This is a genomic window from uncultured Odoribacter sp. (assembly GCF_937966165.1).
In the GTDB taxonomy this organism is placed as follows: domain Bacteria; phylum Bacteroidota; class Bacteroidia; order Bacteroidales; family Marinifilaceae; genus Culturomica.
The window spans coordinates 231087-251333 of sequence record NZ_CALCLB010000012.1; the positions used below are offsets into that span (position 1 = coordinate 231087).

Here is a 20247-nt window from a genome sequence, read left to right on the forward strand (position 1 = left end):
GTTGTACTTTCTATATTTACCTACAGCACCTGTAATTTTCATAAAAAAGCATTTTAGCCTGAATAACATAAACCTTTTTTCCGCTATCCTTTTCCAAAACCTCTTTTCAGCTTAAAGAAATTACCAATTGGTAATTTTATTTTTTCACGAATGCCTTACCTTTGTACCCTTGTTAAACAAAAATGAAAGATGATGAGAGATAGTATTGATTTCGGACGTACAGATATTTCCAAATTATTCTGGAAATTATTAATTCCGACTGTACTGGGTATGGTTTTTTCTGCTGTCTTTGTCATTACAGACGGAATATTTGTCGGGAAAGGCATAGGCAGTGATGCCCTGGCCGCTGTCAATATTACAGCCCCTTTGTTTATGATCACCACCGGAATAGGATTAATGTTCGGGGTAGGAGCTTCTGTCGTAGCTTCGATTCATCTTTCCCGGGGTAAAATTAAAGCAGCCAATATCAATATAACACAGGCCCTGACAGTTTCCTCCTTACTGATTATACTGCTGTCGGCTGTATGTTGCATATTTATAGAACCGGTAGGCAAATTATTGGGCAGTTCGGAACGACTGCTTCCGGATGTAACCGAATACATGAAATGGTATATTCCTTTTCTGGTTGCCTATCTGTTACTCAGTGCAGGGATGTTTTTTATCCGGCTGGACGGTTCTCCCAATTATGCCATGCTATGCAATGTCGTTGCAGCTGTCACGAACGTCATACTGGATTATATCTTTATCTTCCGGTTCGGTTGGGGACTGATGGGAGCGGCTTTTGCTACCAGTTTGGGGACTCTGTTAGGGGGACTGATGACCTTACTTTACCTGACACGCCTTTCGCAAAAACTACGGCTTTGCCGGATAATCATCAATCGGAAAAGCCTGCAACTTACTTACGCTAATATTGTCCGCATGGGAAAACTCGGGTCCTCGGCTTTTATCAGCGAAGCATCTATAGCTTATATGATGTTTCTGGGGAATTATGTGTTCATCCGCTATCTGGGCGAAGATGGAGTTGCAGCTTTCAGTATTGCCTGTTACTTTTTCCCGATTATTTTCATGGTGTATAATGCCATTGCGCAGTCGGGCCAACCCATCATCAGTTATAATTTCGGGATACGGAATCGGGAACGCATTTCCCGTACGGTCATGCTTATGATAAAGGCTGCTCTGGCCAGCGGAATCTGTTTTTTTATGAGTACCGCACTTTTCAGCCGGCAAATTGTCGCTTTATTTATAAATGAAAGTTATTCCGCATATCAAATTGCAGTAAATGGTCTGCCGTATTTTGCTTTCGGGTTTATCTTCTTTGCCTTAAATATGGTCGGCATCGGTTATTATCAAAGCATCGAAAAAGCCCGGCGGGCAATCATCATAACTCTTTTACGCGGAATCGTGTTCATGTCGGCAGGTTTCTTACTGCTCCCTCTATTATGGGACATAAAAGGCATTTGGTTAGCTGTACCTCTGGCAGAACTGCTGACGTTACTTTTTATCGGAGGAATTTATGCCAGGGATCGCCTAACAGCACGCAGATGATAGATATTTGCGAATATTAATCTGAAAGTTCAGGAGTATGGAAACATTTATAGAAAAATTCCAGAAAAGATACCACATATCGAAAGATAATCTGCAGCAGCTCATCGGGCGTATGCAGGAAATACATTTTAAAAAGAAAGAAATTGTGGTCCAAGAAGGAGAAAAAAATACGAATCTCTACCTTATCAAGCAGGGAATCTGGCGGGGTCATTATCTGAAAGACGGAGTAGATACCACCATCTGGTTTGCTTCAGCAGGAGAAGTTGCTTTTTCCGTCTGGGGGTATACCGACAATTCGACATCCCATATTTCCATAGAAACGTGCTGTGACAGTATGGTCTATTGTATTTCCGGAAAGGATCTGAATCAGCTTTATTCTTCTTCCATTGAATTAGCCAATTTAGGACGAAAATTAATGGAACAGCAATTACTTTCTACCGAAAACTGGTTAATCAGCGGCAGCCCGCGTGCCCGGGAGCGCTACCTGACCCTGATCCGGGAAACTCCGGAATTACTGAAATATGTACCCCAAAAACACATTGCTTCTTACCTCATGATTACTCCTCAATCCCTGAGCCGCATCCGGGCCAGAATAAAATCCGGATCCTAAGGGAAATTCAGCTTTTATAACAGATATTTTTCCCTTCTTCCGGTAATTCCCTTGCCAGAAAAGAAGCTGTAACGGAATCCCGGCAGGTCAACATTCCCGCAGGCGTACCGGCATAAAGCAGTTTTCCGCCCGTCTGCCCTCCTCCGGGCCCCAGTTCAATTACATAATCCGCCGCCTTCAGTACATCCAGGTTGTGTTCCACTAAAAACACAGCATTTCCCTTTTCAACCATAGATTCGAAAAGTTCTATCATTTGATAAATGTCCTTGACATGCAATCCATCGGTAGGTTCATCCACTACAAAAACTTTTCCTTTACACCCCAGATAAGAGGCCAGTTTCATCCGCTGCAATTCTCCTCCCGATAAGGTAGAAAGCGACTGATTCAAATGCAAATATCCCAAACCTACATCCAGCAAGGGCTGTAATTTTTTTTCTATGACAGTTCCGGCAAATTGCAAAGCAGCTTTTCTGACAGTCAGATCCATTACATCCGCAATGGTATATCCATCCACTTTATACTGCAGAGCCCCGGCAGAATAACGCAATCCTCCGCAAGCTTCACAGACTGTTTCAATAGCGTCCATAAAAGCCATATCCGACACAATAACTCCCTTGCCTCCGCAAACCGGACATCCCCCATTTCCATTAAAGGCAAACAGGCTCATGCCCATTCCGCTCTTCTGACCGAAAATCTTCCGGATATCATCCGCTACTCCTAAGTAAGTTGCCGGTGTAGAGCGCAAACTGACCCCTATATTTTTCTGACTGATATATATGATTTCCGAACCTTCATTCCGTTCTGAAAAGTCCCGCCTGAAACATTCCATCAAAGAACTCTTCCCCGATCCGGCTACCCCAGCAATCACAGCCAACACTCCCATCGGCATATCTACAGAGAGATCCTTCAGGTTATGCAAACAGGCATGCTCTATCCGGAACCATTCCCGGGGCTTGCGTACGCCGGATTTCAACGGTAATTTTTCCGTCATCCGGTTACCGGTTTCCGTCCCGCTCTGAAGCAACCCCTCATAACTGCCTTCGTACAGGATATAACCTCCGCTCATGCCGGAACCGGGTCCCATATCGACAATATGGTCGGCAATTTTGATCATTTCTTTGTGATGTTCCACCAACAATACCGTATTTCCGTGATCGCGCAATTTCCGTACCGATTCTTTCAACAGGTGAATATCCAGACTGTGCAGGCCCACACTGGGCTCATCCAATACATATAAAATATCGGACAAAGAAGAATTGATATATTTGGCAATCTTACACCTTTGTGCTTCTCCTCCGGAAAGAGTCCCCATACCCCGGTCGAGTGTCAGATATCCCAGCCCGATTTCTACCAAGGCTTCCAGGCGTCCGCAGAGAGCCTGTTTTAAATCTTCAGCCAGAGAATCCTTTATGTTTTTCAGCCAGACAATACTATCCGGAATAGCCATAGCCGTCACCTCAGCAATATTCTTCCCTTCAATACGGCAAGACAATACAGCCGGATTCAGCCGGCTTCCCTTACAATCCGGACAAATCCCCCTTGTCGTCATGGGATCCAGTAATTTCCGGTGTAATTTCCCTTCTTCCGAATGAATAATACTCCGGTACATACGCGTCATCAACCCCTCATATTTAGCAGTTTTAGGCCATTCTGCAGGAGGGTTTTTCAACCGTATCTGAGGAGAATATAAAAATAATTCCAATTCTTCAGGTGTATAATCGCGTATCTTTTTATCTGTATCGAATAAACCGCTGCAGGCATAACGGATCCAACGCCATTCTCCCGGCTTAAAAGCAGCATAATGAATCACCCCTTCCTCATTCAGGGATTTATTAAAATCTACCAGTTTATGAACATCCACTTCCGTAACCTCTCCCAGACCGTCACAACGCGTGCAACGTCCCTGTGGGTGATTAAAAGAAAAAGTATCGGAATAACCGGTAAAAGGCTTGCCGACCCGGGAAAATAACAGGCGCAGCAATGCATAAATATCGGTATAGGTACCCACTGTCGAACGGGCATTAGGAGCAGGCTTCCGCTGATCTATAACGATAGCTACAGGCAAATTCTCAATCCGCTCTACATGCGGACGACCGTATTTGGGCAAATATTGCTGGACAAAACTGGGGAAAGTCTCATTCAATTCCCGGCGCGATTTGGCAGCAATTGTATCCAGTACCAAAGAGGATTTACCCGAACCGGATACACCCGTAAAAACAGTGACCTGTTTTTTGGGAATTTTCAAAGAGACATGTTTCAGATTATTTTCATCAGCCCCCTCTACAATAATATATTCCTCAGTTAAATTGTCCATATTCAATCCAGTACAGCCGGAAATCAAACCTTCCTTTTCTAACGAACTCTCTATAACAGAAAATCTCCTTCCTGTTGTAATCTTTTACGTATAATTTCTCCTTTGGATTACAAAATTTTAAGCCGGGGAACTATTTATGCTGAAAAGTCAAACGATACACCTCTGCACCGTGGCCCCGGGGAGATACGTTCAAGGTCTTTATAGCGCCCAAATTCTCATGCTTCCACACATCCCTTACCTTTACTTTTCCTTTTACCCCTATTTCTTCAAAATCGAGTATTACAGTTTCCGGTACTTCTCCCCGGTTTAAAACAGCTATTGCCATACCATCCACCAGAGGTTTTCGCCATATTTCACAATTTCCGGCGGTCTTTACAACTACAGCCTGCTTACCCAATTTATCCTGATTTAAGGCTATAACCTCTTCGTTTAAAAGAATATCTTTCACGGAATCGGCCATTGTACGGACATCATTCCCGCTTAACAAAGGAGCAGCCATCATACACCACAAACTCATATGACTTCTGTATTCTTCCAAAGTACATCCGAAATCTTTCCGTCCGTCATTAATGCTATAGCTTTTGCCAAAAATTCCCACTGTCAGCATATCCGGATCATTCCAGGCCCCCGGTCCGGCATAATCTGCCAGATCCTTATTCCGGTCGATTATATTGACTATCCCCAAAAAATTCTTATTATCCGTACTCCATTTATCCCGTATATCCCCTGTTGTCCGCCAATAATGTCCTCCCACTTCTTTGGCCCAGGTCCAGGGCTCCCGTCCACCCCATTCGCATACGCTGAATACGATAGAACGATCCGTAGCCCGCAAGGCTTCTCCCATTTTCCGGTATCTGACAATTGCGGTATCCCGTTCTTCCGGAGCCCCGCAATAATCGTATTTCAATAAATCTACTCCCCAGGAAGCGAAATCCTGTGCATCCACATCTTCATAACCGTAACTTCCGCATACCCCACCGCAAGTATAACGGGAAGCATCGGAATAAATTCCCAAACGGAATCCCCTTTCATGTAAATAATCGGCTACATATTTTATCCCCCGGGGAAACTTTTCTTTATTGATCTGAATATGCCCATCCGCTCCTCTGTCTTTTAACTGCCAGTAATCGTCAATATTAATATACTGGTATCCCAAATCCCGCATCCCGTTGGCAATCATAGCCTCGGCTGTTTCGATCACCAAAGCTTCCGTAAGCTCCGGACCAAATGTATTCCAGCTGTTCCAACCCATAACCGGTGTAAGGGCCAGTTCATTCCCAATTTTAATGTTTAATTCGCTTTCTTTCTTTCCTTTGGCATTCTCTGCTGTAATCTTTACCTTATAATCTCCAGCTTCTTTTACAACTCCCCGTATAATCCCGGTTTCAGAATCCAGAAACAAACCTTCAGGTAAATGCTCCGCCTTCCAGCTCATAGGACGTTCCCCTGAGGTGGGCACGGCAAAGACAAATTCCGTATGAGGATAATTACCTGTTACATAAGGAGCATTTATCCGGGGAGCCCCTTCAAATACGCCTTCAACCTTTTCTTCCGTTTTGGCACAGCCCAGAACAGACAGCATACAAAAGAAATAGAATATACTTTTCATACACATATCGTTTAAATTAAAATTACCCCATATGTAAATGACTATCCGCAAACTCCTCCCTCCGGGATTAATGACATTCCGCACCTGATTAAAGTCCGCCAACCTGATATCCGTTCACACCCCTTCGTTTCTGACCAATCCCAAAGGTTCAGAAACACCCGCGCCGTCCAGCAAAAAACGTTACCCCACTTGCGCAAAGAAGTATCAACCTTTTATTTTAAGGAATAAACTTTTCGAATAGTCCCCTCACAAAATCCGGTCTTCCGAATTATTCTCCGGAAACCGGACATCAGAATTATTTTCTATCTTTAACCGATCCCGAGTTCACGACTTATACATTCTTGCCGACTGTTCACGTATTGTTTCACTTGTAATATAGTCGTCGAAATCCATACGCTTATCAATGGTCCCCTGAGGGGTCAACTCGATAATCCGGTTACAAACTGTCTGAATAAATTCATGGTCGTGCGAGTTCATCAGCACAATACCTTTAAAGGATACCAGCATATTATTGAACGCCTGGATGGATTCCAGATCCAAATGATTGGCCGGAGAATCCAGCACCAGCACATTGGCATTCTTCAACATCATTCGGGCAATCATACACCGCATCCTCTCACCTCCCGACAACACCTTAACGTTTTTGTAAATATCTTCTCCCGAAAACAACATTTTTCCCAAAAATCCCCGGAGAAAAGTCTCGCTTGTATCATTCGAAAACTGTCCCAGCCAATCGATCAGCTTCATATCCGTATCAAAATAAGCTGAATTATCTATCGGCAAATAAGCAGTTGTCACCGTCACCCCCCAGCTGTAACTGCCTTCGTCGGGCTTCATATTGTCAGTAATAATTTCCAAAAAAGCTGTCATAGCCCTCGGATCTTTCGACCAGAATACAATTTTATCCCCTTTCTCTACCGAAAATTCCACATCCCGGAACAAACATTCTCCTTCTATTTGTTTACTCAATCCTCTCACTTCTAATATCTTATCTCCTACTTCCCGTTCCGGAGTAAAAATAATACCCGGATATTTACGGGTAGAAGGCATAATTTCTTCCACATTCAATTTCTCCAGCATTTTTTTACGGCTGGTCGTCTGCTTTGACTTCGCCACATTGGCACTAAAGCGCTGGATAAATTCCATCAGTTCTTTTTTCTTCTCTTCGGCTTTCTTGTTCTTTGCCTGCGCCTGACGCAAAGCTAACTGGCTGGATTCGTACCAGAAACTATAATTACCGGCAAATAACTGGATTTTACCAAAATCAATATCTACAGTATGTGTACTTACAGCATCCAAAAAATGACGGTCGTGCGATACCACCAATACCGTATTTTCATAATTTGACAGATAATTTTCCAACCACATAACCGTTTCAATATCCAAATCATTGGTCGGCTCATCCAACAGTAAATTGTCCGGTTTTCCAAACAAAGCCTGAGCCAGTAATACCCGCACTTTTTGCTTACCGCTCAAATCTTTCATCAAAAAAGAATGGAGTTCTTCTTTTATACCCAAACCGCTTAATAAAGAAGCCGCATCACTTTCTGCGTTCCACCCGTCCATCTCAGCAAATTTTTCCTCCAGTTCCGCTGCACGGACCCCGTCCTCATCCGAAAAATCAGGTTTAGCATATAAAGCATCCTTCTCCTTCATTACCTCCCACAAATCCGTATGACCTTGCATTACAGTGTCCAATACCGTACATTCATTATAAGCAAAGTGATCCTGTTTCAATACGGACAGACGTTCCCCCGGACCAAACAGTACAGTCCCCCGTGTCGGCTCCAACTCCCCGCTTAAAATCCGTAACAATGTCGATTTACCAGCCCCATTCGCCCCAATGACACCATAACAATTTCCGGGAGTGAATTTTAAATTTACATCCTGAAACAAAATACGTTTTCCAAACTGAATCTCTAAATTCGAAACTGTAATCATTATTCAATATACTTTTTACTGATAGTCAATATTTTCCTTTCTTCAAAACGAGCGCGAATTTACAACTTTATTTTGGTTCCTGCAACCGTCTTCCGGCATCCGCGCCTGCAGGCGCAAATCATCCTTTCTCCGTGTCAGACATAGCCGCAAGGCATCTTCCCAAGGCCTCCTGCCACACAGGAATTTCTATTCCATACCTTTGTTTGAGCTTGCTTTTATCCAATACGGAATAGGCAGGGCGTCTGGCTTTTGTCGGATACTGAGCCGTTGTCAAAGGATAAACTTCACATTTTATCCCACTCTGCTTTACAATTTCCCGGGCAAATTCATACCAACTGCATACCCCTTCATTGGTATAATGATAAATTTCCACATTATCCCCCAGCTCATTATCGGTCACTATTTTCACAATCACCCTGGCTAAATCAGCCGCATAAGTAGGCGTTCCGGTCTGGTCGGCCACCACATGGATTTCTCCCTTCTCAGCAGCCAGGCGAAGAATTGTCTTTACAAAATTATTACCTTCCGCAGCATACAGCCAGGCCGTCCGGAGAATAATTGCCAAACAACCAGATTTTTGAATCGCCCGTTCCCCCTCCCATTTTGTCATACCGTATACACTCTGGGGATGGGGGCGGTCTTTTTCCGTATAAGGAACCGTAGCTGTTCCGTCAAAAACATAATCCGTAGAGATATGAATCAACAGACAATCTTCAGCAGCCGCAACTTTAGCCAAATTTGCCACTGCTGCCGTATTGATTAAAGCCGCTTTTTCTTTCTCTTCCTCAGCTTTATCCACCGCTGTATAAGCAGCACAATTGATGATCGTATCGATTTCCTTTTCCCTCACAAATTTTCCTACGGCCTGCTCATCGGTAATATCCAGCTCCGGCAGATCCGTATAAAAAACGTCATCCAAAAGCGTAAATCCTATTTTTTGAAGTTCAGAACCCAATTGTCCTTTAGAACCGGTAACTAATATATTTGCCATAATGCTGCTCTTTAATTTTCTCCGGAGAAATCCGGATTATATCGTTTTCCGGGAACCGTACATCTTCTCGTAATACTGTTGATATTCTCCGCTGGTCACACGGTCCAGCCACTTTTGGTTTTCCAGATACCACCTCACCGTTTTCTCCAGTCCCTCCTCAAATTGTAAAGAAGGCTCCCACCCCAACTCATTCTTCAGCTTCGTCGAATCTATAGCATAACGTACATCATGACCTGCCCGGTCTTCCACGTAGGTTATCAATTTCTCGGACGTTCCCTCCGGGCGTCCGAGCAAACGGTCGGTAATCTGCACTAACAACCGGATCAAATCGATATTTTTCCATTCATTAAAACCGCCGATATTATAGGTATCGCCTATCTTTCCCTTATGAAAAATCAAATCAATAGCCCCGACATGGTCTTCTACAAATAACCAGTCCCGTACATTCTGCCCTTTTCCGTACACCGGTAACGGTCTGTTATAGCGAATGTTATTGATAAACAACGGAATTAATTTTTCAGGAAACTGATAAGACCCATAATTATTTGAACAATTCGAAATTTTTACAGGCAAACCGTAAGTATCCTGATAAGCCCTGACAAAATGATCGGAAGAAGCTTTGGAAGCGGAATAGGGAGAATGCGGATCATAGCGGGTAACTTCTGTAAATAAATCCCTCCCTTCCCGCAAAGACCCATATACTTCATCCGTCGATACATGATAGAATAACTTATCTTCCCAGGCCCCTTCCCAGGCTCCCTTAGCTGCCTGCAACAAACTCAGCGTGCCCATAATATTCGTCTGGGCAAATGCAAAAGGATCTTTTATAGAACGGTCTACATGACTTTCCGCAGCCAAATGGATTACCCCATCTACCCGATAATGTTCAAATACATACTGCATACGGGGATAATCGCAAATATCCGCCCGTACAAATTCATAATTCGGCTTCTGCTCTATATCCCGTAAATTTTCCAGATTCCCGGCATAGGTCAGTTTATCCAGATTAATAACCCGGTAATCCGGATATTTATTCAACATATGTCTTACCAAATGCGAACCGATAAAACCGGCTCCTCCTGTGATCAAAATAGTCTTCATACGCCCTTATATTACATCCGCAAATAAAATTCCGCAAAAAAATTATTCTAAACCTGATCTCCCTAATTGAATATCCTTCTATTAAGAACCTCAGAAGACAAAACATTCGCGGAATGATTTCAACTGTCTGTCTTTTTCCGAACAAAGCATATCTTCCGGCGGAATACGCCAATCTATTCCCAATTCGGGATCATCAAAACGAATCCCCCCTTCCCGGCCGGGAGCATAATAATTGTCGCATTTGTACTGAAAAATGACTTCTGTACTCAATACGGCAAATCCATGCGCAAATCCTCTTGGAATAAACAATTGCCGTTTGTTTTCTCCGCTCAACTCCACTGCAACGTGTTTGCCAAATGTAGGGGAACCTTTCCGCAAATCCACGTTTACATCCAAAACATTCCCTTTCACCACCCTCACTAATTTAGACTGCCCATAAGGAGGAAGCTGATAGTGTAATCCCCTGATTACCCCGTATACAGACCTGGATTCATTATCCTGTACAAAATGTACGTTTCCTACTTTTTCTTCAAATTCCCGTTGGGAAAAGCTTTCAAAAAAGTATCCCCTCTCGTCCCTGAATAAACGGGGTTCCAAAATGACGACCCCTTCTATTGCTGTTTTAATCAGATTCATTCTCTTTAGCCTTATATTTTTACCGTTACCGCGATCTGCACTTCCCTGAATCTTGCTGTATTTCCATCAGCAAGGTAAGTCTTCCTAAGCTTCCACCAATCCCAATAAATAATGTCCGTATTCATTTTTATCCATAGATGCAGCCACTTCTTTTACTTTCTTTGCATCAATCCATCCTTGTTTATAAGCAATTTCCTCCAGGCATGCTATTTTTAATCCCTGACGCTTTTCGATTACTTCGATAAACGTAGAAGCCTCTGACAAAGAATCGTGAGTACCCGTATCCAACCAGGCAAACCCACGCCCCAGTAACTGCACCTTCAAGGCTTCATTTTTTAAAAACTGCTGGTTAACTGTTGTGATTTCCAGTTCCCCCCGCTCCGAAGGCCGTACTCCTTTGGCAACAGAAAGGACACTGTTGGGATAAAAATACAACCCTACCACGGCATAATTCGATTTGGGTACAGCCGGTTTTTCTTCAATACTCAACACATTTCCCGCAGCATCAAATTCGGCCACCCCATATCTTTCCGGATCATTCACATAATACCCGAATACTGTCGCTTTTTTCTCTTTCTCAGCGGTTTCCACAGCTTCTCTCAACATGCGCGTAAACGACTGCCCATAGAAGATATTATCCCCCAACACCAGACATACGGAATCCTCCCCGACAAATTTTTCTCCGATAAGAAATGCCTGTGCCAATCCTTCCGGCCGGGGTTGTTCCGCATATTCCAGATAAACTCCGTATTCCGCACCGTCTCCCAGTAGCCTGCGAAATCCCGGAAGGTCCTGAGGGGTAGAAATAATCAGAATCTCCCGTATGCCTGCCAACATCAATACGGAAAGCGGATAATAAATCATGGGCTTATCGTAAACAGGCAACAATTGCTTTGACACGCCCTTTGTTATAGGATATAAACGGGTACCGGATCCTCCGGCTAAAACAATTCCCTTCATAATTTTATTTCCTTGGTTTTTACTTTTTTATCCTCAAACCCACATTTGAAAATGCCTCTACAGATAAATTGAAAATTTACCGCATAAGATAAAGCTAAAATTTCCTTCCGAAACGGATGAACGCTTTTCCAGCGAATGGAACGGAAATTCCGTTTTACCATCTCTCCCTCAGAACCATAAGTCCGTCCGTCAGCCTGTCCGGCGCAAAACCTTTACCCGCTACAGATTGCCTTTTATTCTTTTTATACACTTCCCACTTAAACTTCTAAAAAACGAAACATTTAAACATTTTCATGCTTAAACATTATACACTTTGAGAATTTTCACTTCCTGAAGGGTAAGGAATCTCCATTTGCCACGGGGTAAATTTTTCTTGGTAATTCCGGCAAAATATACCCGGTCCAGTTTGACAATCTGATAATTCAGATTTTCAAATATCCGCCTTACAATCCGGTTCCGTCCGGAATGTATCTCAATTCCGATCTGAGTGCCGTCAGGCGAAGTGTAATTAATCTCATCGGCTTTTATAAAACCGTCTTCCAATTCGATGCCGGAAGCAATTTTTTCCAGATCTTTTTCTTCCAGAGGCCGGTCTAAAAATACATGATAAATCTTTTTATGTTCGTATTTAGGATGCGTCAGCTTCTTGGCCAAATCTCCGTCATTGGTAAAAAGAAGTACTCCGGTGGTTTGCCTGTCCAGACGGCCGATAGGATAAATGCGTTCTTTACAGGCATTTTCAATTAAACTCATCACCGTCTTCCGTTCCAGCGGATCTTCTACGGTCGTAACATAATCTTTCGGTTTATTCAAAACCAGATACACCTTTTTCTCCGGCGTTATTATAGTGTCGTCCACTTCCACTTTATCTGTTCTCTTTACTTTCACTCCAACGGCATCCACCACTTCCCCGTTTACTTTCACCCTTCCGGCTACGATGAGCGCATCTGCATCCCGGCGGGAACATATACCTCCCATAGAAATATAACGATTCAAACGGATCAGAGCATTTTCATCCGCTTTTTTCTGTTGGTGGATGAGCTGTTTCTTTTTGCTATAATGTTTTTTCCGAAGTTCTTCCTTTTTATCTTCGCTGATCTCTTCCCGCTGTCCCAAACGGGGTCTGCGATCGAAAGAATCCGAACGCCTTCTTTCATAAAAATCAGTCCGGTTTTCCCGTTTATAGGCATTTTCCCGGGGGGAACGGGAGGTATCCGTATTCCGGAATTCTTTCCTTTCCCTTCTGTCTGTACGTTTTTCCTGTCCGGAAGCAACTTCCCTCCGGGCTTCCGGATTATAATAATCTTTTTTTACATATTCCCGGCTTTCCCGACGGTCATTTCCCCCGATTCTCTCCCGCTTCCGGAACCGCGGAGCCGACTCCCGGGACGTTTCTTTATTCTCAGCAGAAACGCGTCTTTCACTACTGAAACGTTCTCGCTCATAACTTTTCCGTTCCCTTTTTTCCCCGTCCTGACGTTCTCTCTTTTCGTTACTGAAATTTCCGCCGTAATTTCCCTTATAAAAATTGCGGCCGGCCGGTTTTCGGTTTCCACCGTTCTCTTTTCTATTATAATTTCTTTCCATAGTTCAATTTTAATCACGCCCCGATACATGCACTCTCCCTTTCCCCCGGTATTTTATTTTATATTTTTAACATCCAACATTTTGAAAGCCTGGTATCCGGAAATGCATACAAACAAGATCTGTTCAACGGCTTTTATCACACGTTTTTATCTTAAATTTCCGAATAAATCTTTTATCCTTTCTATTATTATTTAGGAGCCGTCCTGTATACAAACAAAGCGATCACCGTAAACAATATATTCGGCAGCCACACAGATAATAACGGATTCATATTTCCATTTGTTGCAAAAACAGTTGAAAATTGCATAAATAATATATACGAAAAACTGAGCAAAAGTCCCAAACCCAAATGTAAGCCCATTCCTCCCCTGATTTTCCGGGAAGAAATACAAGCCCCTATAATGGTCAGAATAAAGGTAGCAAAAGCATTGGACCAGACCTTGTATTTTTCAATCTGAAATTCAGTCACATTCGAACTTCCCCTTAATCGCATACGCTCAATATATTCATTCAATTCCGGCAAAGTCAGCTGTTCTTTAATTTTACTCGGATCTTCCGAAAACTCAGAAGGCATAAAATTCAACAAGGTATCCAATTCCCGCCCTGTAGTATAAATCTCTTTATCTCCTTCCAACTCTCTCAATTTCCAGTTATTAATGATCCATTTCTCCTTTTCTTTATCCCAGCTTATCCGGGTAGAAGTAAGTTTACTCACCAGCGTATCCCCCTGAAAATTCTCCAGCGAAAAATCATATCCGATATTAGAAGCCACGGAGTAGTTGGACATATAAATATACACTCCCGGTGCTATTTGCCGGTGGATATTCGCTTCCCGGTTCGCATATTTTTTCCCCATATATTCTTTCTGAAACTGGATCCGGGTCTGGTTGGCATTCGGAATAACAAAAGCACTCAGGAAAAACGACAATAGGGCAATAATAGTGGCGGAAATCAAATAAGGGACCAAAAAACGATTGAAACTGATGCCCGTGCTCAGGATGGCAATAATTTCACTGTCATAAGCCATCTTAGAAGTAAAGAAAATAACAGATATAAAGGTAAACAAAGCCGAAAAAACATTGGCGAAATAAGGAATAAAATTCATATAATAGTCAAATACAATCGCCCGTAACGGAGCCTCATATTCGATAAACTTTTCCAAACGTTCCGACACGTCAAATACGACTACAATGCAAAGAATAAGTGCCAGGGAAAAAAAGAATGTCCCTAAAAATTTTCGTATAATATATAAATCGAGCTTTTTCATAATACCTCTTCTGACAGTTTATCAGTGGCCGGAATAATCTGATTTCTGCTTTATATCTCTTCTTAATTTTATCTTCATTTATAAACGGGTGGTTACTTTTCTGATCATACGGTTTTTCCAATCCAGAAAATCGCCTTCTGTTATGTGTCTGCGAGCTTCCCTTACCAGCCATAAATAAAAAGCCAAATTATGGACAGAACAGATTTGTAACCCTAAAATTTCATTTGCTTTAATAAGATGTCTCAAATAAGCCTTAGAATAATCTGTATCTGCATAACACAACCCGGCCGGATCAAGGGGAGAAAAATCTTTTTCCCACTTCCGGTTTTTTATATTGATAATCCCTTCCGTAGTGAACAGCATTCCGTTTCTTCCGTTTCGCGTCGGCATTACGCAGTCGAACATATCTACTCCCAAAGCAATGGCCTCCAGAATATTTTCAGGCGTACCGACTCCCATGAGGTAACGGGGTTTGTCCGGAGGCAAAATCCGGTTAACCACTTCTATCATGGCATACATGTCTTCAGCCGGTTCTCCTACAGCCAATCCGCCAATAGCGTAACCGGCCCGGTTTAAGGCAACGGCATGTTCCGCAGATTTCTCCCTCAGCTCTTTATATACACATCCCTGTACGATCGGAAACAAATTTTGTTCATATCCATAGAGGGGTGCTGTAGCGTCAAAGCGGGACACACAACGTTCCAACCACTTTTGGGTTAATTCCAAAGACTTTTTTGCATATCCATACTCACTTGTACCCGGCGGGCACTCGTCGAAAGCCATGACAATATCCGAACCGATTTTCCGCTGAATATCCATCACGTTTTCCGGAGTAAAGATATGTTTTGAACCGTCTATATGAGAGCGGAATATCACGCCTTCTTCCGTAATTTTCCGGTTTTCCGTCAGCGAAAAGACCTGAAATCCTCCACTATCTGTAAGGATAGGCCTGTCCCAGGCATTGAATTTATGTAATCCTCCGGCCGCCTGCAATACCTCTGTCCCCGGCCTTAAATACAAATGATAAGTATTCCCCAGAATAATTTCCGCCCGGATATCTTCTTTCAATTCCCGTGTATGCACTGCTTTCACTGTCCCCACCGTCCCTACAGGCATAAAAATAGGAGTATGAATTTCTCCGTGAGCTGTCGTCAATACGCCACAACGGGCCTCACTGTTTTTATCTTTCGCTATAAGGGTATAATGCATGGGCGGAAACCGAACAAATTAAACGTCACTAATTAATGAACTGCAAAGATATATTTTTTTTAGAGATTATCGATCAATGTGCAAGATTAACAAGAGAAGATAAAAAGGAAAAGGAAAAGAAAGGAATGTTAACTTTGACAGAAAAAATCCTTTGAAAACAAAGTTTTTTTTTAAACCTTTGAGGCACGATTGAATTACCAAATAATTTTAAACGATGAAAAGAATATATCACATTTTAATTTTATTGATTCTGGTGAGTGCGGGAGTGCAAGTAATGGCCCAATCCAAACAGTTAAGTCTGAACGATTTTTTCAAGGACGGAACGTTCCGGAGTAAAGGAGTGTACGGAATACGCTCCATGAACGACGGAGAACACTATACGGTTCTGGAAAACGGAGGGAAAAAGATTGTCAAATACAGTTACAAGACCGGACAACCCGTGGCCGTTTTACTGGATCTGGAAACGGTTGAAGGAAATAACAAAGTAAAATACATATCGGATTATCAATTCAATGCCGACGAAAGCCGCCTGTTGATCAGTACGAACGTCAGCCCCATTTACCGCCGTTCTTTTACCGCTGATTATTACCTGTTCGATTTTAAAAATAAAGAACTGAATCCCCTTTCTGAAAACGGGAAACAACGTTTAGCCACCTTTTCCCCCGACGGATTGCGGATTGCCTTTATGCGGGACAATAATTTATTTATATACGATATCCGCTTTAAAACAGAACGTCAAATTACTTTCGACGGCAAATACAACCACATCATCAATGGAGCTCCGGACTGGGTGTACGAAGAGGAATTTGCTTTTAACCGGGCATTTGAATGGGCACCGGACGGATCAGCCATCGCTTTTATCCGGTTCGATGAAACCGATGTAAAGGAATTTCCGATGAATATGTTTGAAGGACAAGCTCCTGCTTTAAAAGAAAATGATAATTATCCCTCCGTATACAGTTATAAATACCCCAAAGCCGGAGAAGCCAATTCAGTTGTATCGGTTCACGTATACGACATCCAGGATAAAACCACACTAAAAATGGATATAGGGGAGGAAACCGACATCTATATCCCCCGTATACGGTGGACCAGAGATCCGAAAAAACTCGCCATTATCCGGTTAAATCGTTTACAGAACAGAATGGAAGTACTGCTGGCCAACGCCCGTACCGGTGAATCGAATGTGCTGTACCGGGAAGACAATAAATATTATATAGACGAAAGCAATTTCGACAATCTGTTTTTCACAGCAGACGGACAACATTTTATCATCACCAGTGAGAAGAGCGGATTTATGCACCTCTACCTGTATGATATGGCGGGGCATGAGAAAAAAGCCCTTACTTCCGGTCCGTACGACATTGCGGATTTTTACGGATACGATCCGGTCAGAAAAACGTACTATTATTCTTCTTATGAAGAATCCCCTCTGGAAAAATATGTATATGCAGTAGACAGCAAAGGGAAAAAAAGAAAACTTACACCGGAAAAAGGCTGGAATGAAGTAAATTTCAGTAAAACATACAATTACTATATCAACACGGTTTCCAATGCAGAAAACCCTCCGGTAATCCGTTTATATAACGCCAAAGTAAAGCCTGTAAGAGTGTTAGAAGATAATCATCAGCTCAAGGAAGTGATGCAAGATTACGCCATCTCTCCGAAAGAATTCATACAAATTCCGGCCGCAGACCACCAGACCCTGTTAAATGCCTGGATCATGAAACCGGTAGATTTTGATCCCGACAAAACTTATCCTTTACTGATCACCCAATACAGCGGTCCCAATTCCCAGCAAGTAAAAAACAGCTGGGGAGGCATCAACTGGTTACATTATCTTACTCAGGAAGGTTATATCGTCGCCTGTATTGACCCCCGGGGCACAGCTGCCAGAGGGGAAGAATTCCGCAAATGTACTTATATGCAATTGGGAAAACTGGAGAGCGACGACATGATTGCAGCCGCCAAATGGCTGGCCGAAAAACCGTATGTCGACAGCAAAAAAGTCGGGATCTGGGGATGGAGTTACGGAGGATTTATGTCCTCACTCTGCATTATGAAAGGCAATGACGTTTTCAGTACGGCCATAGCTGTAGCTCCTGTCACCCATTATAAATTTTACGATTCCATTTATACGGAAAGATACATGCGTACCCCCCGGGAAAATGAAAAAGGTTATAACGAAAACGCACCTCTGAACTGGGCCGGCAAGCTCCAAGGCAATCTCCTGCTCTGTCACGGAACAGCTGACGACAATGTACACGTACAGAATACATACGAACTGGCCGAACGCCTGGTTCAGGCCGGCAAACAATTTGACATGGGCATCTATACCAACCGTAATCACAGTATCTACGGCGGAAACACCAGTTTGCAACTGTACACTAAATTCGTAAACTTTTTAAATAAAAATATGAAATAATGTTCAAACGTTCAAGAATATAAATGCTTTTAAATGAGTGAGAATTTAAAAATCTGAGGGGAAAAAGGAATAATAAGGATTATAATCACAATAGTATGGGAGCTGTTACATGTTTTGAAGATTTGATTATCCGGCAGGAAGCGGGAAAAGTAATTAATCAAATAAACAGGTACACTTCTATGTTAAAAGATTCCGGTCTTTGCGATCAGATTCAAAGAGCAGTATTATCAGTTATGAATAATATAGCAGAAAGTTATGAAAGTGGAAGCAAAACGATGTTTAAAAAATATCTTTTTATAGCTAAAGGGAGTTGTGGTGCAGTCAGAAGTATGCTACATACAGGCATTGATTTACATTATACAGAAAAAACAACAGCTAAAACTTTAATTGCTCAATGTCAATATTTAGCTGTTTCTATTCCTAAATTAATCCTATATCTCAAAAATGATAATATACCCTGCCCTCCCACCCTTTTAACTAAACATTTACATTCTTGAACTTTTAAATTTAAATAATATGAATACAATCAAAGACCTTCAACCAAAAGCAATTTGGGAGAATTTTTACAAATTAACCCAGGTACCGAGACCGTCCAATCATGAAGAGAAAGCCAGGGAATTTATGATGAACTGGGCAAAAGAAAATCAGATTGATGCCAGTATGGACGAAGCCGGAAACATCATCATGAGAAAACCGGCTACTCCGGGTATGGAAAACCGGAAAGGCATTATTCTTCAGGGACATTTGGATATGGTTCCTCAGAAAAATGAAGATACGGAACACGATTTTACCAAAGACCCTATTCAAGCCTATGTAGACGGCGAGTGGGTACGGGCAAAAGGAACGACTTTAGGAGCTGACAACGGCATGGGAGTATCTGCAGGTATGGCCGTATTAACAGCTACCGACATTCCTCACGGACCGATTGAAGTATTGATTACAGCTACGGAAGAAACCGGTATGGACGGTGCAAACGGCTTGAAACCCGGCGTATTAAAAGGGGATATTTTATTAAATCTGGATTCCGAAACCGAAGGAGAACTGTATGTAGGATGCGCCGGCGGTTTGGATTCTACAATAGAATTCAATTATCAGGAAGCTCCTGTGCCCGCTGACAGTAAAGCCTTTAAATTATCTTTAAAAGGGCTGAAAGGCGGACATTCAGGAATGGATATCAACCTCGGACGCGGGAACTCCAATAAACTGTTGTTCCGTTTCTTAAAAGCCAATGCCAAAGAACTGGAGTTGAGACTGGCTTCCGTAAACGGAGGTACATTACGCAATGCCATTCCCAGAGAATCTTTTGCCCTCGTGACCGTTCCCAGTAAGAATGCCGGCAAACTACAGTCAAAAGTAGCTGAAGCTTCCGCCATCTATAAGGCAGAACTAATTGAAAAAGATCCGGACGTCAAATTATTAATGGAAGAAGCAGCTCTTCCGGCCCGGGTTATGGATGCAGATTTACAGGAACGGCTTATCGACTCTATCATGGGGTGTCCCAATGGTACGGTACGGATGATCGACTCTATGCCGGGAACAGTGGAAACCTCCAACAACCTGGCTATTGTAAAAACAACAGAAGACAAGATCGTCATCAATACCCTTATGCGCTCGTCCGTAGAGACCGCAAAAGATTATTTAGCCGATTCCCTGCAAGCCGTTTTTGAACTGGCAAAAGCCGACCGTATTCTCTTTGACGGAGCTTATCCGGGCTGGAAACCCAATCCGAATTCAGCAATTCTGAAACTCATGCTGGACGTTTACCAAAAAATGTACCAGAAAGAACCTGAAATCATGGCCGTACATGCCGGACTGGAATGCGGTATTCTGGGAGCCAAATACCCCAACTGGGATATGATCTCTTTCGGACCGACAATCTGTCATCCCCACTCTCCCGACGAAAAAGTGAACATCGCTTCTGTCGGAAAATTCTGGGATTATCTGAAAGAAGTACTGAAAGAAGTACCTGCAAAATAAAAGACAACATTTTTGTAATACTCTTCACGCTTTTTCCGGAAAGCGTGAAGAATAACCATAAAACAAAATTCTGAA

The 20247-nt window shown here is 42.6% G+C and carries 15 protein-coding genes; 5 read left to right on the forward strand and 10 right to left on the reverse strand.

Annotation, left to right across the window (positions count from 1 at the left end; translation table 11 throughout):
- Positions 1–192: 192 nt before the first annotated feature.
- Complete coding sequence (locus tag Q0465_RS04805; protein WP_298613974.1) at positions 193–1545, forward strand: MATE family efflux transporter; 1353 nt, start codon at positions 193–195, stop codon at positions 1543–1545.
- Positions 1546–1582: 37 nt separating this feature from the next.
- Complete coding sequence (locus Q0465_RS04810; protein WP_298613564.1) at positions 1583–2155, forward strand: Crp/Fnr family transcriptional regulator; 573 nt, start codon at positions 1583–1585, stop codon at positions 2153–2155.
- 7 nt (positions 2156–2162) lie between these two features.
- Here the strand turns inward: Q0465_RS04810 and Q0465_RS04815 are convergent, their stop codons facing one another.
- The 10 genes from Q0465_RS04815 to tgt all read right to left on the reverse strand — a co-directional run bounded on the left by Q0465_RS04815 (position 2163) and on the right by tgt (position 15770).
- Positions 2163–4469: an ATP-binding cassette domain-containing protein gene (locus Q0465_RS04815; RefSeq protein ID WP_298613567.1), complete on the reverse strand. Its 2307-nt coding sequence runs from the start codon at positions 4467–4469 to the stop codon at positions 2163–2165.
- Positions 4470–4599: 130 nt separating this feature from the next.
- A complete protein-coding gene (locus Q0465_RS04820) occupies positions 4600–6051 on the reverse strand; it encodes a putative Ig domain-containing protein (RefSeq protein WP_298613976.1) in 1452 nt (483 codons plus the stop codon).
- 351 nt (positions 6052–6402) lie between these two features.
- Positions 6403–8019: an ABC-F family ATP-binding cassette domain-containing protein gene (locus Q0465_RS04825; protein WP_298613570.1), complete on the reverse strand. Its 1617-nt coding sequence runs from the start codon at positions 8017–8019 to the stop codon at positions 6403–6405.
- A 118-nt stretch (positions 8020–8137) separates the two neighbouring features.
- Entirely contained in the window at positions 8138–9010 is an 873-nt protein-coding gene (gene rfbD, locus Q0465_RS04830) for a dTDP-4-dehydrorhamnose reductase (protein ID WP_298613573.1), read from the reverse strand.
- A 36-nt stretch (positions 9011–9046) separates the two neighbouring features.
- Positions 9047–10111, reverse strand: a complete 1065-nt coding sequence (gene rfbB / locus Q0465_RS04835) for a dTDP-glucose 4,6-dehydratase (protein ID WP_298613576.1) — start codon at positions 10109–10111, stop codon at positions 9047–9049.
- A 90-nt stretch (positions 10112–10201) separates the two neighbouring features.
- The gene (gene rfbC / locus Q0465_RS04840; RefSeq protein WP_298613579.1) at positions 10202–10747 is read right to left on the reverse strand and encodes a dTDP-4-dehydrorhamnose 3,5-epimerase; all 546 of its coding nucleotides are present in this window, start codon (positions 10745–10747) and stop codon (positions 10202–10204) included.
- Positions 10748–10831: 84 nt separating this feature from the next.
- Positions 10832–11707, reverse strand: coding sequence for a glucose-1-phosphate thymidylyltransferase RfbA (gene rfbA / locus Q0465_RS04845; RefSeq protein WP_298613582.1), 876 nt, complete (start codon positions 11705–11707; stop codon positions 10832–10834).
- Positions 11708–12004: 297 nt separating this feature from the next.
- Positions 12005–13294: a pseudouridine synthase gene (locus Q0465_RS04850; RefSeq protein WP_298613585.1), complete on the reverse strand. Its 1290-nt coding sequence runs from the start codon at positions 13292–13294 to the stop codon at positions 12005–12007.
- 187 nt (positions 13295–13481) lie between these two features.
- Positions 13482–14561 (reverse strand): LptF/LptG family permease, encoded by a 1080-nt coding sequence (locus Q0465_RS04855; protein WP_298613588.1) that lies wholly within the window; start codon positions 14559–14561, stop codon positions 13482–13484.
- A 78-nt stretch (positions 14562–14639) separates the two neighbouring features.
- Positions 14640–15770 carry a tRNA guanosine(34) transglycosylase Tgt gene (gene tgt, locus Q0465_RS04860; protein ID WP_298613593.1) on the reverse strand — a complete coding sequence of 377 codons (1131 nt, stop codon included), beginning with the start codon at positions 15768–15770 and terminating at the stop codon, positions 14640–14642.
- A gap of 214 nt (positions 15771–15984) precedes the next feature.
- Between tgt and Q0465_RS04865 the strand changes: the two genes are divergently transcribed.
- The 3 genes from Q0465_RS04865 (at position 15985) to Q0465_RS04875 (ending at position 20172) form a co-directional block, all read left to right on the forward strand.
- Positions 15985–18195, forward strand: coding sequence for a S9 family peptidase (locus Q0465_RS04865; RefSeq protein WP_298613595.1), 2211 nt, complete (start codon positions 15985–15987; stop codon positions 18193–18195).
- Positions 18196–18290: 95 nt separating this feature from the next.
- Positions 18291–18692, forward strand: coding sequence for a four helix bundle protein (locus Q0465_RS04870; protein WP_298613598.1), 402 nt, complete (start codon positions 18291–18293; stop codon positions 18690–18692).
- 19 nt (positions 18693–18711) lie between these two features.
- Positions 18712–20172, forward strand: coding sequence for an aminoacyl-histidine dipeptidase (locus tag Q0465_RS04875; RefSeq protein ID WP_298613601.1), 1461 nt, complete (start codon positions 18712–18714; stop codon positions 20170–20172).
- The last annotated feature ends 75 nt before the right edge of the window (positions 20173–20247 follow it).